At 40.2% G+C, this 13,549-nt stretch carries 14 protein-coding genes and 1 tRNA gene; 6 read left to right on the top strand and 9 right to left on the bottom strand.

Annotated elements, in window-relative coordinates; translation table 11 throughout:
- The first annotated feature begins 19 nt into the window (after nucleotides 1-19).
- From FLJC2902T_RS13640 to FLJC2902T_RS13630, 3 genes are read left to right on the top strand one after another with little or no spacing between them, the layout of a single operon-like run.
- Nucleotides 20-1,411 carry an RtcB family protein gene (locus tag FLJC2902T_RS13640; RefSeq protein WP_023580390.1) on the top strand — a complete coding sequence of 464 codons (1,392 nt, stop codon included), beginning with the start codon at nucleotides 20-22 and terminating at the stop codon, nucleotides 1,409-1,411.
- A 2-nt stretch (nucleotides 1,412-1,413) separates the two neighbouring features.
- The gene (gene prfH, locus FLJC2902T_RS13635; protein WP_023580389.1) at nucleotides 1,414-2,106 is read left to right on the top strand and encodes a peptide chain release factor H; all 693 of its coding nucleotides are present in this window, start codon (nucleotides 1,414-1,416) and stop codon (nucleotides 2,104-2,106) included.
- Nucleotides 2,090-2,644 carry a hypothetical protein gene (locus FLJC2902T_RS13630; protein WP_035678805.1) on the top strand — a complete coding sequence of 185 codons (555 nt, stop codon included), beginning with the start codon at nucleotides 2,090-2,092 and terminating at the stop codon, nucleotides 2,642-2,644. Before prfH ends, FLJC2902T_RS13630 begins: the two co-directional genes overlap by 17 nt.
- A gap of 53 nt (nucleotides 2,645-2,697) precedes the next feature.
- Here FLJC2902T_RS13630 and scpA read toward each other — a convergent pair whose 3' ends face one another.
- The 6 genes from scpA to udk form a co-directional block, all read right to left on the bottom strand.
- Nucleotides 2,698-4,821 (bottom strand): methylmalonyl-CoA mutase, encoded by a 2,124-nt coding sequence (scpA, locus tag FLJC2902T_RS13625; protein WP_023580388.1) that lies wholly within the window; start codon nucleotides 4,819-4,821, stop codon nucleotides 2,698-2,700.
- A gap of 26 nt (nucleotides 4,822-4,847) precedes the next feature.
- The gene (locus FLJC2902T_RS16625; RefSeq protein ID WP_023580387.1) at nucleotides 4,848-5,144 is read right to left on the bottom strand and encodes a type II toxin-antitoxin system RelE/ParE family toxin; all 297 of its coding nucleotides are present in this window, start codon (nucleotides 5,142-5,144) and stop codon (nucleotides 4,848-4,850) included.
- Complete coding sequence (locus tag FLJC2902T_RS13615) at nucleotides 5,134-5,367, bottom strand: hypothetical protein (RefSeq protein ID WP_155958914.1); 234 nt, start codon at nucleotides 5,365-5,367, stop codon at nucleotides 5,134-5,136. Before FLJC2902T_RS13615 ends, FLJC2902T_RS16625 begins: the two co-directional genes overlap by 11 nt.
- A 95-nt stretch (nucleotides 5,368-5,462) precedes the next feature.
- Nucleotides 5,463-6,827 carry a methylmalonyl-CoA mutase subunit beta gene (locus FLJC2902T_RS13610; RefSeq protein WP_023580386.1) on the bottom strand — a complete coding sequence of 455 codons (1,365 nt, stop codon included), beginning with the start codon at nucleotides 6,825-6,827 and terminating at the stop codon, nucleotides 5,463-5,465.
- A 15-nt stretch (nucleotides 6,828-6,842) separates the two neighbouring features.
- On the bottom strand, nucleotides 6,843-7,184 hold the full coding sequence (locus FLJC2902T_RS13605; RefSeq protein ID WP_023580385.1) for an FtsB family cell division protein: 342 nt from the start codon (nucleotides 7,182-7,184) through the stop codon (nucleotides 6,843-6,845).
- Between the two features lie 19 nt (nucleotides 7,185-7,203).
- Nucleotides 7,204-7,812 carry a uridine kinase gene (udk, locus tag FLJC2902T_RS13600; RefSeq protein WP_023580384.1) on the bottom strand — a complete coding sequence of 203 codons (609 nt, stop codon included), beginning with the start codon at nucleotides 7,810-7,812 and terminating at the stop codon, nucleotides 7,204-7,206.
- Between the two features lie 442 nt (nucleotides 7,813-8,254).
- Between udk and FLJC2902T_RS13595 the strand changes: the two genes are divergently transcribed.
- Complete coding sequence (locus FLJC2902T_RS13595; RefSeq protein WP_023580382.1) at nucleotides 8,255-9,871, top strand: NAD-dependent malic enzyme; 1,617 nt, start codon at nucleotides 8,255-8,257, stop codon at nucleotides 9,869-9,871.
- 64 nt (nucleotides 9,872-9,935) lie between these two features.
- Here FLJC2902T_RS13595 and FLJC2902T_RS15945 read toward each other — a convergent pair whose 3' ends face one another.
- A complete protein-coding gene (locus FLJC2902T_RS15945; RefSeq protein ID WP_162147693.1) occupies nucleotides 9,936-10,283 on the bottom strand; it encodes a heavy-metal-associated domain-containing protein in 348 nt (115 codons plus the stop codon).
- A 456-nt stretch (nucleotides 10,284-10,739) separates the two neighbouring features.
- Nucleotides 10,740-10,814 (bottom strand) — tRNA-Pro (locus tag FLJC2902T_RS13585).
- Between the two features lie 164 nt (nucleotides 10,815-10,978).
- On the opposite strand from FLJC2902T_RS13585, the gene trxB reads away from it, so the two are divergent.
- Together trxB and FLJC2902T_RS13575 are read left to right on the top strand one after the other, a co-directional pair.
- Entirely contained in the window at nucleotides 10,979-11,953 is a 975-nt protein-coding gene (trxB, locus tag FLJC2902T_RS13580; RefSeq protein ID WP_023580379.1) for a thioredoxin-disulfide reductase, read from the top strand.
- Nucleotides 11,954-11,959: 6 nt separating this feature from the next.
- Nucleotides 11,960-12,178, top strand: a complete 219-nt coding sequence (locus tag FLJC2902T_RS13575; RefSeq protein ID WP_023580378.1) for a putative signal transducing protein — start codon at nucleotides 11,960-11,962, stop codon at nucleotides 12,176-12,178.
- A 52-nt stretch (nucleotides 12,179-12,230) separates the two neighbouring features.
- Here the strand turns inward: FLJC2902T_RS13575 and FLJC2902T_RS13570 are convergent, their stop codons facing one another.
- Entirely contained in the window at nucleotides 12,231-13,388 is a 1,158-nt protein-coding gene (locus FLJC2902T_RS13570; protein WP_023580377.1) for a DmpA family aminopeptidase, read from the bottom strand.
- Nucleotides 13,389-13,549 lie beyond the last annotated feature (161 nt).

Raw genomic sequence — 13,549 nt, 5'->3', positions numbered from 1 at the left:
ATTAGTTTTTAAAAAAATCATGGGAAATAAATTATCCGGGAAAGACCTGATTAAGTTGGGCTTTCCAAAAAATAATGCAATAAATATTGCCTTAGGGCAAATTAACAGATATCGTAAAAGAGAGAAAAAGGAACGCATTCTTGCTGAAGCTAAAGAAGTGCTGTTACACCCTGAAAAGTTTAAGGGAGATGGCACTTGGGGAAAAGTAGTGGAGGGTTTGCTGAATCCGGTTCAAGTGAAATTCAATCAGTTGAATGCCACCAGAGCACCTTTTTCCATCTTTGGAGAAAACGAAATTGATGAACAGGCTAAATTTCAGCTGTATGATGCTTTGAAATTGCCAATATCAGTAAAAGGAGCTTTAATGCCGGATGCTCATTCCGGATACGGATTGCCGATAGGTGGCGTGCTCGCAACTGATAATGCTGTAATTCCGTATGGAGTGGGAGTTGATATCGGCTGCCGAATGAGTTTGTCGATTTTCGATTTGCCGGCTTCTTTTCTGAAAGGGAAAGATCACCAGCTAATGGCAATTTTAAAAGACAATACGAAATTCGGCATGACCGAAACCCACCAAGTAAAATCGGATCACGAAGTTTTTTACCGAAGCGAGTTTCAGGACATACCGATTGTGAAACAACTTTTAGACAAAGCTTATAAGCAATTGGGTTCGTCTGGGGGCGGGAATCACTTTGTGGAATTGGGTATCGTGAATTTAGCGAATCCGTTGCCGGAATGGAAGTTGGAAGCTAAAGAATATATAGCCGTTTTATCGCATAGCGGTTCCCGTGGATTGGGAGCCAATATCGCAAAACACTATACGTATCTGGCTACGAAACAATGTCCGTTACCAAAGAATGTTCAGCATTTGGCTTGGCTCGATTTGAATACGCACGATGGTCAGGAATATTGGTTGGCCATGAATTTAGCGGGTGATTATGCCAAAGCGTGTCACGAAGATATTCATCGCCGAATCGCAAAAGCGCTAGGAAAACGCATCGCCGTAACCATCGAAAATCATCACAATTTCGCATGGAAGGAAATAGTTGACGGTAAAGAATGTATTGTTCACCGAAAAGGGGCAACCCCGGCGGGTAAAGGACAATTGGGAATTATTCCCGGTTCGATGACGGCTCCGGGTTTTATTGTGATGGGCAAAGGGAATGAAGAGAGTATCAATTCGGCTTCACACGGGGCAGGGCGGTTGTTTTCGAGAGCGAAGTGCAAAGCTTCTTTTACGCAAAGTCAGATCAATAAAATTTTAGAAAATAATGATGTGAAGCTTATAGGCGGCAATGTAGACGAAGCGCCAATGGCTTATAAAGACATCAATACAGTAATGAGTTTACAAACGGAATTGGTAGATGTTCTGGGAACATTTACACCGAAAATTGTAAGAATGGACAAATAATTATGGAAAAAATAATTCAAATAACCTCTGGAAGAGGACCTGCGGAATGTACTTGGGTGGCTGCTCAGGTACTAAAGAAAGTGTTGCAGGAGGCTGTAGCTTTGAATCTGAAAGCAACAGTTTTGCAACACGAAGCAGGTTCGGAAAATGGAACGGTGGATTCGGCGATCATTTTGCTTGAAGGCAATACTGCCGCTGACTTTACAGCTTCCTGGATCGGAACAATTCAATGGATCGGAAAGAGTACTTTCAGGAAATTTCATAAACGGAAAAATTGGTTTATCGGGATTTTTGAAATTGAGAAGTCAAAAGAGATGGTATTTTCCGAGAAGGATATTCAGTATCAGGCGATGCGAAGTTCCGGAGCGGGCGGGCAACATGTTAATAAAGTGAGTTCCGCTATCAGGGCCACACATTTGCCTACGGGTTTGAGTGTTGTCAGTATGGATTCCCGTTCGCAGCATCAGAATAAAAAACTGGCGACGGAACGTTTACTACAAAAACTGAAGGAAGAATCGGTTTTACAGATAAAAAATCAGTTTCAGACACAGTGGACGAATCAACTTCAGATTGAAAGAGGGAATCCAATCCGGACTTTTGAAGGTTCTGATTTTAAGAAACAAAAAGAAGAAAAGAAAATCAAAGCTGAACGACAGCGATTAAAAAAAGAATTGTATAATGAAATCAATAGATAAATACTTATTTCAGGCATTGGACAATTACCCGTATTCCTTAGAGGAAACGGTTGAATCTTTGGATTATGCTTTGTCTTATGATGCCAAAAATACTATGGCTTTATGTTTGTACGGTCGTGTGTATTCCGAGCAATTACAGCGTTACGAAGTGGCGAAAGATTATTTTCAACAGGCGATTGCGGTTGATATCCATGCCTTGGAAGTTTATCCGCATTATATCCAAACCTTGTTGGTAAATGAAGATTTTGAGGAAGCAGAAAAGCTGATAACCTTCGCATTGACAATCAAAGGAATCAATAAAGCGGAGGTTTTGCTGAAAACCGTATTGCTTTTGGAACGAAAAAGAGAAATCAAAAAAGCGTTAAAAACACTAAAAGAAGTGAAGCTTTTATCTTTTACCAATGACATTTCCTATGAAATGGAAGAAATCGAAAAGCGATTAAAGGCTAAGAAAGAATTGCTGGCACCAAAGAAGAAAGCAAAAAACAAAAAAGGAAACGATTCTAAGGCTAAGAAAAAAGGAAACAAGAAAAAGTAATCTTGTTGGAAACAAAAAGAGCGGCAAGTGCCGCTCTTTTTACATTATATAATTTAATCTTCCAGTAAAACCTCCAGAATAGTAATGGCCGCTTCACTGATTTTAGTCCCTGGACCAAAAACCGCTACCGCACCCGCGTCAAACAAATACTGGTAATCCTGCGCCGGAATCACCCCGCCCACAATAACCATAATGTCTTCACGACCGTATTTTTTCAGTTCTTCAATAACCTGCGGAACCAACGTTTTGTGTCCCGCGGCAAGAGAGGAAACGCCTAAAATATGTACGTCGTTTTCCACCGCTTGTTTGGCTGCTTCGGCTGGGGTTTGGAAAAGCGGACCAATATCCACGTCAAAACCTACATCGGCATAACCGGTAGCGACTACTTTCGCGCCACGATCGTGTCCGTCCTGACCCATTTTTGCAATCATAATACGAGGACGACGGCCTTCTTTTTTTGCGAATTCGTCGGCCAACTGTTTTGCTTTTTCAAAGCTTTCGTCGTTTTTAATTTCTTTGCTGTACACGCCGCTAAAAGATCTGATTTGTGCTTTATATCTTCCGAAAACGGCTTCCAATGCATCACTGATTTCACCTAAAGTGGCTCTGTTACGTGCTGCATCTACCGCTAAATCCAATAAGTTACCTTCTCCACCTTGTGCACAAGCCGTTAGTTTTGCTAAACATTCCTGTACTTTTTGGGTGTTTCGGGTTGCTTTTATGTTTTCCAGTCGCTCAATCTGTTCTGCACGAACGGTTTGGTTGTCTACTTCTAAAATGTGTAATGGGTCTTCTTTTTCCAGACGGAATTTATTCACCCCAACGATAATATCCTGTCCGCTGTCAATACGCGCCTGTTTACGCGCTGCAGCTTCTTCAATTCTAAGTTTCGGAATCCCTTCTTCAATCGCTTTGGTCATACCACCCAAGGATTCCACTTCTTCGATCAAAGCCCAGGCTTTATCCGCGATTTCTTTGGTTAGGCTTTCCACGTAATAACTTCCCGCCCACGGATCAACCGTTTTACAGATTTTGGTTTCTTCCTGTAAAAAAATTTGGGTGTTACGGGCAATACGCGCTGAGAAATCGGTTGGTAAGGCAATCGCCTCGTCTAGTGCATTTGTGTGTAAGGATTGTGTCCCTCCGAAAGCTGCTGCTGCTGCTTCAATGGCAGTACGTGCCACGTTATTGAAAGGATCCTGCTCGGTTAAACTCCACCCGGAAGTCTGGCAGTGTGTTCGTAGTGCTAATGATTTCTCGTCTTGCGGTTCGAATTGTTTCAAGAGTTTTGCCCAAAGCATACGACCGGCGCGCATTTTGGCAATCTCCATGAAATGGTTCATCCCAATCGCCCAGAAGAATGATAAACGCGGAGCAAATTCGTCGATTTTCATTCCTGCTGCCAATCCGGTGCGGATGTACTCCAGTCCGTCGGCTAGAGTATATGCCAATTCAATATCGGCGGTAGCTCCGGCTTCCTGCATGTGGTAACCTGAAATGGAAATCGAGTTGAATTTTGGCATTTTTTTGCTGGTATAGTCGAAAATATCAGCAATGATTTTCATCGATGGTGTAGGAGGGTAGATGTAGGTGTTACGCACCATGAACTCCTTTAGAATGTCGTTTTGAATCGTACCCGAAAGTAGTTTGGCATCAACGCCCTGTTCTTCGGCAGCTACGATGTAGAACGCCATAATAGGCAATACCGCTCCGTTCATGGTCATGGAAACCGACATCTCGCCCAATGGAATCTGATCGAAAAGGATTTTCATGTCTTCCACCGAGTCGATGGCTACTCCGGCTTTTCCAACGTCGCCAACCACGCGCTCGTGATCGGAATCATAGCCTCGGTGTGTTGCCAAGTCAAAAGCTACGGATAATCCTTTTTGTCCGGCAGCCAGGTTACGGCGATAGAACGCGTTACTTTCGGTTGCGGTGGAGAAACCGGCATACTGGCGCACGGTCCAAGGTCGGCGTACGTACATAGTAGCATACGGTCCGCGTAAATTCGGTGCAAAACCGGCTCCGAAACCTAAATGTTCCAAACCTTCCAAATCCGCTTCGGAATAGGTTTGTTTTACTTCGATGCCTTCAGCGGTTACAAAGTTTTGCTCTTGTGATTGCGAACTTTTAACTTCTGAAGTTTCTAATTTGATATGTTGAATGTCTTTTCTCATTTTTTGCAAATGCTAAAAAAATTGTTTTATTTTCTTGTAATCCAAATTTTGGAGTCTCTGGACGTATGAAAAATAGCTTTTATTAAAATAGTGTCACCTTCTAAACTAAAATGTATCAGATATGGAAAAGATTTTACAAAAATCACTCTCGTGTTGTTATATCTGATTTGAAAAAGCAAAGGATTGGATTTGATGGTTTTCAAACTTCTTTTAAAGGAATTCTTAAACTGTTCACCAAGTTTAAGATTGATTTCTTTATAATATTCAAAGCTTTCTATAAAATCGAATCGGGCTTCTTCTAAAATTTTTACGTTATAATTCACCTTCAATCTCTTTTAAAAAATCATCAATGTCTTGTGCGCTTGATGGGTTTTTAAGATATTTTTCAGTTCTTTCCCTTACCTGATCAACTTGCCATTGCGGAATCTGAAAATCATTGTGTTTCGGCAAAATAATCACCTCTACTTCTTCGGCATTGAAATCATCCGGTAACGTGATGTTTATCTGATGATTTTTTACGGTAACGAATTGTCTGATGGCTTCCATATTTTTTTGGTTTTCAGTGAAGTAATGTACGATTTCTTTGTTGTCGTTATTTCTGCTATCTGTTCCCAATAGCTATCGGGACTGCCTTCTGCTGTCTATTTTTCCGTTTCCAATCGTTCCTGTTCCAATTTCTCCGCCAATCGTTTTTCAATAATCGGTGTGATTAACGTTTTACGCGGATTGGTTTTTACGAACGGGAACAGTTCCAATTCATGGTGCATACGGTCGTCTTTGTTCGGATATTTGTTGGTCCCCAATAAGATTTCCTTACCGTTGTCAAACAAGTCCTGCTCTTTTTCGGCACTTTCCTTAATTTTTCGCTGAATGTTTCCTTCGATTAATTGTGTAATGAAACCACCGTTCGCTTCGATGTCTTTGAATAAAATCAGTGCTTTCTCTGCTAATTGTTCGGTTAACACTTCAATATAATAGGCACCGTCTGCCGGATTGTTTACCTTATCGAAATAACTTTCGTGTTTTAAAACCAGTAATTGGTTACGCGAAATTCGGTCGCCAAACTCATTGTCTTTATGGTAAATTGCATCATAGGCCAAGTTCGAAACCGCATCGGCACCTCCTAAAATGGCACTCATGCATTCGGTTGTGGTACGAAGCATGTTTACGTTATAATCGTATAAGGTTTTGTTGCGTTTGGTTGGCGTTGCGATGATATGACAACTGATTTCGTTGTTGTATTCTTTTGCCAAGGTATTGAATAATAAGCGTAATGCTCTCAATTTCGCGATTTCAAAGAAATAATTCGTTCCGACAGCGACCTTAATTGTTACTTGTTGGTTGAAATTGGCAATACGATTAAAATATTCGTTGGCATGGGCAAGAGTGTAGGCCAATTGCTGAACCATATTGGCTCCCGCGTTTTGATACAAAGCCGCATTGATGCTTAAGAACTGAATATTGGTACAACTTTTTACCAGATTATTTAAAATAGCAAAATCGCCTTCCACGTTGGAAAACAGGTTACCGTCTTTAGCGAATTGTCCGATCGGATCAGCTAAAACGTGAATGGTTGCCGAATGTTTTGCCGCAATTTCATCAATTTTTTTAATGAAATCTTCCGATAAGAAATGCATCGAAATGTAAATCGGAGTCGTTTCAAGCGGAAGTGAAGTCAGTAATTTAGTAATGTCAACCGATTCATTTTCTAATGTAAAACGAATACTTTCGGCGCCTCGCGATAAAGTTTCCAACGCTCTTGCAATGGATTTGTCCAAATCATGTACAAAAATATCCTGTACGATTTTAAAATTAGTTGCTTCGGTATTGGCCGGAAAGGTTTTTTTGTCTTCATCGGCATGGTAAAACGGACGCACTTTTATGCCTTCCGGACTTTCCCAAACCAGTGTTTCGTTGTAATCGGCACCTTTCAGTTCATATTGAATCTGGTTTTTCCATTGTTTGGAAGAAACACCTTCAAATTCAGTAAACAGCTTCTCGCTCATAGTGTGTGTTTTGGGTTATTCAGCACCTCCATCAGGAGCTTCACCTTCAAATTCTATAATATAAATGTCTTCGTTGTCGCGTTTCATGTAGTATTTCTCGCGAGCATATTTTTCTACCTGTCCCGGGTTTTTCAGCTTTTTGATATTGCTGTTGTCCTTTTTGATTTCGTCCTGGTAGTATTTTTTATTGTCTTCGAGTTCGTCGATTTCCTTATTTAAAACGCGATGTTCGAGATAGGAGTAGTTGTCCAGAAAAAGCATCCAAATTGTAAAAAAAAGCGAAACCAACACATATCGGTTCCCGAAGATTTTCAGAAACGGATAGCGGATAGCTAAATTTTGAAATGCTTTTTTCATCGTGTTAAATATATGAAAATTAAGCGATTCGCTGATTGATTACCGCACGAACCACATCAATGGCTACCGTGTTGTGTTTATCGTTCGGAATAATGATATCGGCAAAGGCTTTGGTAGGCTCGATAAATTGCTGATGCATCGGTTTTAAAGTGTTCTGATAACGGTTTAAAACTTCTTCCATATCACGGCCTCGCTCGGCAATATCACGTTTTACACGACGGATCAGACGCTCATCGGAATCCGCATGAACAAAAACTTTAACGTCAAACATTTCACGCAGTTCCGGATTGGTAAGGATTAAGATGCCTTCCACAATCATTACTTTTCGTGGGTGGGTAACGATGGTATCGTCAGTTCGGTTGTGGGTAACAAAGGAATATATCGGTTGTTCGATGGTTTTTCCTTCCTTTAAATCTTTAAGGTGACTTACAAGCAATTCGAAATCGATGGCCCGGGGATGGTCGAAGTTAATCAACGCACGTTCGTCGAAACTCAGATTGTGAGTGGCTTTGTAGTAAGAATCCTGAGAAATGATTCCCACCTCGGCTTCCGGAAGTTCATTCATAATCTGATGAACCACGGTTGTTTTTCCGCTCCCGGTGCCACCGGCAATTCCAATAATCAGCATAAAATCGTTTGTTAATTTATCTTGGCAAAAATAGGAATTTATCAATTGAAAAAACGATTATCGGTAAGGAATGCAAACAAAAAATCCCTATTGAAAACAGAAAGGATTTGAGAACTTTAATTTTATAGTTTAAATTTTACAACATCCGTCATTTTTTTCGGAATCATCAATATTTGAGTTGATCCAAATGTGATATGATGTGGTCGTCTTTTAAAAACATCCAATCAACTACAAAAATGTTTTTTCTTACGATTAAAATAATATTATCGTTAAATTTACTATGTCAATTCCGTTATAAAATCACCTGATTTACTATGTTTTTTATTTAATATCGATTGCAAATAGCCTCTTTTCGACTGTTAAAAAAGAAGATTCATTTAAAAATCACTTCAAGCCCAAAGCATCTTGTTGGAATAATTTTAATCATCAATATTGTTTAAAAATGGAAAAAAGAAAAGGTTATTCGTTATTGCGCGACTCCCGAACAAATAAAGGAACAGCATTTTCAAAAGCGGAGAGGGAGGAATATGGCTTAGAAGGGTTGTTGCCTGATAATATAGAAACACTGGAAACTCAGATGCTGCGGGTGAATGAACAACTTGGTAATTTTGATGAACCCATCGATAAATATGTTTATCTGATGAGTCTGTATGATACGAATGAAACCTTGTTTTTCAGAACGGTTATCGGTAAACCTTCGGTCTATCTGCCTTTGGTTTATACTCCAACTGTTGGGGAAGCCTGTCAGAGATTGGGGCATATTGCAAGACGCCCCAGAGGTCTTTTTATTTCCATCAATCAGAAAGACCGTATCAAGGAAATTCTGAAAAACTGGCCGTATGACAATGTGCGCTTTACCGTAGTCACTGACGGGGAACGTATTCTTGGACTTGGTGATTTAGGGATTTCCGGAATCGGCATTCCCATCGGGAAGTTGGTTCTGTATACCAGTTGTGCCGGAGTGCCGCCGGAATATACCTTACCAATTGTTTTGGATGTAGGAACAAATAATGAAGCTTTTTTGAAAGATCCGCTTTATTCCGGTTTAAAACAAAAAAGAGTTACAGGTAAGGAATATGATGATTTTATTGATGCATTCGTAGTGGCAATAAATGAAGTTTTTCCGAAAATCTGCATCCAATGGGAAGATTTTGCAGGAGTTAATGCCATTAGGATTTTAGACAGATACCGATATAAAATCAGTACTTTCAATGATGATGTTCAGGGGACTGCGGCTATTGCTACGGCTGGTTTTATTGCGATTAGCCGACTTATGAAAAAAACGTTCCGGGAGCAGCGTTTTCTTTTTCTCGGTGCAGGGGCAGCAGCCTTTGGAATCGCGAATATGCTGGTGCAGAAATTTAAAAAAGACGGTTTAAGTGAAGAGGAAGCGCTAAAGCGAATCTGGATGTTTGACGTTAACGGATTGCTCGTAAAATCGAGAACTGACCTCGCTGAACATCAAAAATCTTTTGCGCACGAAAGTGTGTTCGTAAGCGATTTTGCTGAGGCTGTTCTTGAAATAAAACCCACGGCCATTATTGGTGTAAGTACCGTTGGAGGCGCTTTTAACCAACAGGTTATTGAGAATATGAGTCTGGTAAATGAACAGCCTGTTATTTTTCCGTATTCCAATCCCACATCCCATTCTGAATGCACTGCCGAAGAAGCTTATGTGTGGAGTAAAGGAAAAGCCATTTTTGCAAGTGGAAGCCCATTTGCCCCTGTAACGTATGAGGGGAAAACCTTTACACCCGGACAAGGGAATAATGTCTTTATTTTTCCGGCGATGGGTCTGGCGATATTTGCAACCGAGGCTAAAAGAATTACCGACGAAATGCTGATTGTTGCTGCCGAAGCTGTTGCAGCACAAATATCAGATGAAGATTTTGAGAAAGGCTTAATTTACCCGCATGTAGATAATATCTTGGAGGTTTCTGTAAATGTAGCCGAAAAAATAGCCGAAGAAATTTTTAATAGCGGAGTAGCGGGTGTTGACAAACCGAAAGATATCCGCGCTTTTATCAAAAGTAAAATGTATGAGCCGGATTATAAATGAAAAAGGTCTTATTTAATACAAACAAAAATCCCCTCTGGAAACAGAAGGGATTTGATTTTATAGTTTAAACTTTGCAGCATCCGTCAAGTTTTTCATAACCTTCAGGACTGGCTTTAACCCCGTCCGCGTCATAGCCTAAGTTGCTGATTGCATTCCTGATTGCGGTTAAATCTGTTTTTTTGGAATTGAAAATGACTTCTATGGTCATTTCCTCCACGTTCAGGGTAACCATTTGTATTCCTTTTTCGCGAAGCAATGTTTTTTCAAATAATTGTCCGCAGGTTTCGCACTCTTTGCAGTGATCGCAGGTAATGGTGGTTTTGATAATTGCTTTTTGCGTTTTCTTGGTTTGTTGAGCGAACGAAGCAGTCATGCTGAAAAGCATAAATGCTAAAGCAATGAAGTATTTCATTTTTGTTTTCATGTTTTTGAAATTGGTTTTCAAAGATACAGCTATAAAGCGAATCTCAAATTAATCTGTTAATTCGGCAGGGCTATTTTATGATTCTGTTTTGGGTTTGTTGCTAAATAAATCCTTTTAAAGTTTATGCTTTTTTTGTTTAGATAAGATTCAATTTTGAATGTATTCCTTTTTTGCAGGATTATTTCATGATCCTGATTTGGGTTTGATGCTAAAAAAATCGTTTAAAGTTTCTGTGATTTTCTTTTGTTTAGATAAGATTCAATTTTGAATGTATTCTTTTTTTGCAGGATTATTTCATGATCCTGTTTTGGGTTTGTTGCTAAATAAATCCTTTAAAGTTTTTTGCAAAACTTTTGGTCTTTTTTGTTTTTTGAAAATTTCAAGCGAGCTTGAATTTTCCTAAAAACAAAAAATCCCTTCAGCAAAACTGAAAGGATTTGTTTGTCGGGGTGGCAGGATTCGAACCTGCGACCTCCTGGTCCCAAACCAGGCGCGATGACCGGGCTACGCTACACCCCGTGTAATTGTGGTGCAAATATAGAGCTAATATTTTATTTCCAAAATATTTTCACAAATAAATATAAATTATTTTTGAATAGTTAAATCTGATATCTTTTTTGAGGAACTTTTTTAATTAAAACTTACATTTGTGAACTTGAAAATATTAAAAACACAATACAATCATGTCTGATACTATAGAAAAAATCAAATGTCTTATTATAGGTTCTGGTCCAGCAGGTTATACTGCGGCGATTTATGCTGCCAGAGCAAACATGTATCCAGTTTTATACCAGGGAACTCAGCCGGGTGGTCAGTTAACAACAACAAATGAAGTGGAAAACTTTCCGGGTTATCAGGACGGAATTTCCGGTCCGGAAATGATGATTGAGTTGCAAAAGCAGGCAGAACGCTTCGGAACCGACGTTCGTGACGGCTGGGCAACCAAAGTCGATTTCTCCGGAGATGTACATAAAGTATGGATAAATGATACCAAAGAAATTCACTGTGAAACAGTTATTATTTCAACAGGAGCTTCTGCAAAATATTTAGGATTGCCTTCGGAACAACATTACCTGCAAATGGGTGGAGGCGTTTCTGCTTGTGCGGTTTGCGACGGATTTTTCTACAGAAATCAGGAAGTAGTGATTGTTGGAGCAGGGGACAGTGCTTGTGAAGAGGCACATTACTTATCTAAATTGTGTAAAAAAGTAACGATGTTGGTGCGTAGTGAAAAATTCCGTGCTTCTAAAATCATGGAAGAGCGCGTTCGCAAAACAGAAAATATCGAAATTCTTTTGCATACTGAAACTGAAGAAGTTTTAGGGGATGGAAACGTGGTAACAGGTGTTCTTGCAAAAAATAAGACAACCGGAGAAATTAAGGAAATTCCGGCGACTGGATTTTTCGTTGCCATTGGTCACAAACCGAATACCGATATCTTCAAAGATTATCTGACTTTAGATGAAACGGGTTACATTATTAATGAACCTGGTACTGCTAAAACAAATGTTCCGGGTGTATTTGTAGGCGGAGATGCTGCCGATCACGTATACCGTCAGGCGGTAACTGCAGCGGGAACAGGTTGTATGGCTGCTTTGGATGCCGAGCGTTATTTGGCCGCTAAAGAATATGCTACTAAAGAATATATAAATAATTAAGACAAGATGGGATTAATGAAAGTGTTTTCGGGGAGCGAGATTTTAGCATTGGCATTGCAGGCTAAAATTGAAGAAGCAGGAGTGGAAACGCTTTTGAAAAATAACATCCAATCGGCAAAACTGGCCGGTTTTGGAACTTCAGGTTCGGCGGTGGAACTGTTTATTCAGGAAACGGATTTTGCAAAAGCCAATCCTGTGATAGAAGAATTCCGCATGAATATTTAAATTCCGAAGAATTGTTTAAAAAAAGCTTCAACATTGTTGAAGCTTTTTTTATTTATTTTTTATAGCGGTTGTATTTTTTCAGGATAGTCTGTAAAAGACTGTGAGGCAAAGCAAATATTTTATTGTTATTGATGCCTTCCATGTCTTCGGCAGCCACTAAGGTGTTGATGATGGCTTCTTCGGTAGCTTCCACGGTAGCTCTGAAAATCGGATTTAATTTTTCTTTCGGCAATACATTCCAGGTTTGCATCGTTTCGTTTTCATCTGTTTTTGGTTCGGCTGTGGAAAGCGCTAAAAAGATTTCTCCCGAACTGTCATTGGAAAAAGTTCCCGTTCGCGCGATTCCGTGGGCAACACGCTTTGCTACCAGTTTTAGCTGATTTGGCAGAAGCGGAGCATCGGTTGCCACGATTACGATTGCCGAACCGTCTTTTCGTTTCGGATTATTGAAAATGGGTTTGTAGTCTTTGATTTCCTTTCCGACAGGTACTCCGGATATCATCAGATCTGATCTTCCACCAAAATTGGCCTGAATGAAAACCCCCAGCGTGTATTGTTTGCCGTCGATGGTAAACGTCCTGGAAGCCGTTCCGTTACCGCCTTTAAAATGATAGAGCGCCATTCCGGTTCCGCCACCCACGTTACCTTCCTGAATCGGGCCTGTTTTTGCATTGTCCAGTGCTTCCCAAACGTGTTCTTTTTTTACGTGAAAACCGTTGATGTCATTTAGTAATCCGTCCCAAGTTTCGGCCACAATTGGCAATCCGAAGGAAAAATCAATGAAATCGCCTTCCGAAAATTTCCTGTAACTCCATTCTCCGATGGCATCCCTAACCGTCCCCACACTGTTCGTGTTTGTAATTCCGATAGGACCATACCCTAATCCGTAATCTTCAATGTTTGGGATTCCGGTCATTTCACCGTCGCCGTTTAAACTGTACCAGGCGGCAGGGTAGCTTTTTGCTGTTTTTCCTTTGGGAAGAATCACGGTAACTCCTGTGCGAATCGGACCTTTTCCCGGTTCCAATTTCCCGCTACCTTCAACTATGGTTTTGTAGCCTACTTCGAGGCCGGGCACATCAGTGATGGCATTGTTTTTTCCGGGAGTTCCTTGGAGCGGGACTCCCAAATCGCGTGCTCTGGGTTTTGTCTGCGCCAATCCTGTAACGACTGCAAATAAAAAGGCTGTTGATATAATTATTCTCTTCATTTTTAATTGTTTGATATATCAAGCAATTTTACTGAAAATTTCAAAGCAGTATTGCTAAAAGTTTGTTAATCTTAAAAATCGGAAATGTGGATTGGGAAAGTGATCGGAACAAAAAAAGCTCCAATACTATTGAAGCTTTTTGTATTTGTATGAAAGATGAT

The organism is Flavobacterium limnosediminis JC2902, from assembly GCF_000498535.1.
Lineage (GTDB): Bacteria > Bacteroidota > Bacteroidia > Flavobacteriales > Flavobacteriaceae > Flavobacterium > Flavobacterium limnosediminis.
Note: the sequence above shows the minus strand (reverse complement) of the source record. Positions and strands in the feature narration are given on the sequence as shown.

What these genes read in the sequence shown, in the direction of transcription:
- FLJC2902T_RS13640 (WP_023580390.1), top strand. Translation starts at nt 20, where the DNA reads ATGGGAAATAAATTATCCGGGAAAGACCTGATTAAGTTGGGCTTTCCA.
- prfH (WP_023580389.1), top strand. Translation starts at nt 1,414, where the DNA reads ATGGAAAAAATAATTCAAATAACCTCTGGAAGAGGACCTGCGGAATGT.
- FLJC2902T_RS13630 (WP_035678805.1), top strand. Translation starts at nt 2,090, where the DNA reads ATGAAATCAATAGATAAATACTTATTTCAGGCATTGGACAATTACCCG.
- scpA (WP_023580388.1), bottom strand. Translation starts at nt 4,821, where the DNA reads ATGAGAAAAGACATTCAACATATCAAATTAGAAACTTCAGAAGTTAAA.
- FLJC2902T_RS13615 (WP_155958914.1), bottom strand. Translation starts at nt 5,367, where the DNA reads ATGGAAGCCATCAGACAATTCGTTACCGTAAAAAATCATCAGATAAAC.
- FLJC2902T_RS13610 (WP_023580386.1), bottom strand. Translation starts at nt 6,827, where the DNA reads ATGAGCGAGAAGCTGTTTACTGAATTTGAAGGTGTTTCTTCCAAACAA.
- FLJC2902T_RS13605 (WP_023580385.1), bottom strand. Translation starts at nt 7,184, where the DNA reads ATGAAAAAAGCATTTCAAAATTTAGCTATCCGCTATCCGTTTCTGAAA.
- udk (WP_023580384.1), bottom strand. Translation starts at nt 7,812, where the DNA reads ATGCTGATTATTGGAATTGCCGGTGGCACCGGGAGCGGAAAAACAACC.
- FLJC2902T_RS13595 (WP_023580382.1), top strand. Translation starts at nt 8,255, where the DNA reads ATGGAAAAAAGAAAAGGTTATTCGTTATTGCGCGACTCCCGAACAAAT.
- FLJC2902T_RS15945 (WP_162147693.1), bottom strand. Translation starts at nt 10,283, where the DNA reads ATGAAATACTTCATTGCTTTAGCATTTATGCTTTTCAGCATGACTGCT.
- trxB (WP_023580379.1), top strand. Translation starts at nt 10,979, where the DNA reads ATGTCTGATACTATAGAAAAAATCAAATGTCTTATTATAGGTTCTGGT.
- FLJC2902T_RS13575 (WP_023580378.1), top strand. Translation starts at nt 11,960, where the DNA reads ATGGGATTAATGAAAGTGTTTTCGGGGAGCGAGATTTTAGCATTGGCA.
- FLJC2902T_RS13570 (WP_023580377.1), bottom strand. Translation starts at nt 13,388, where the DNA reads ATGAAGAGAATAATTATATCAACAGCCTTTTTATTTGCAGTCGTTACA.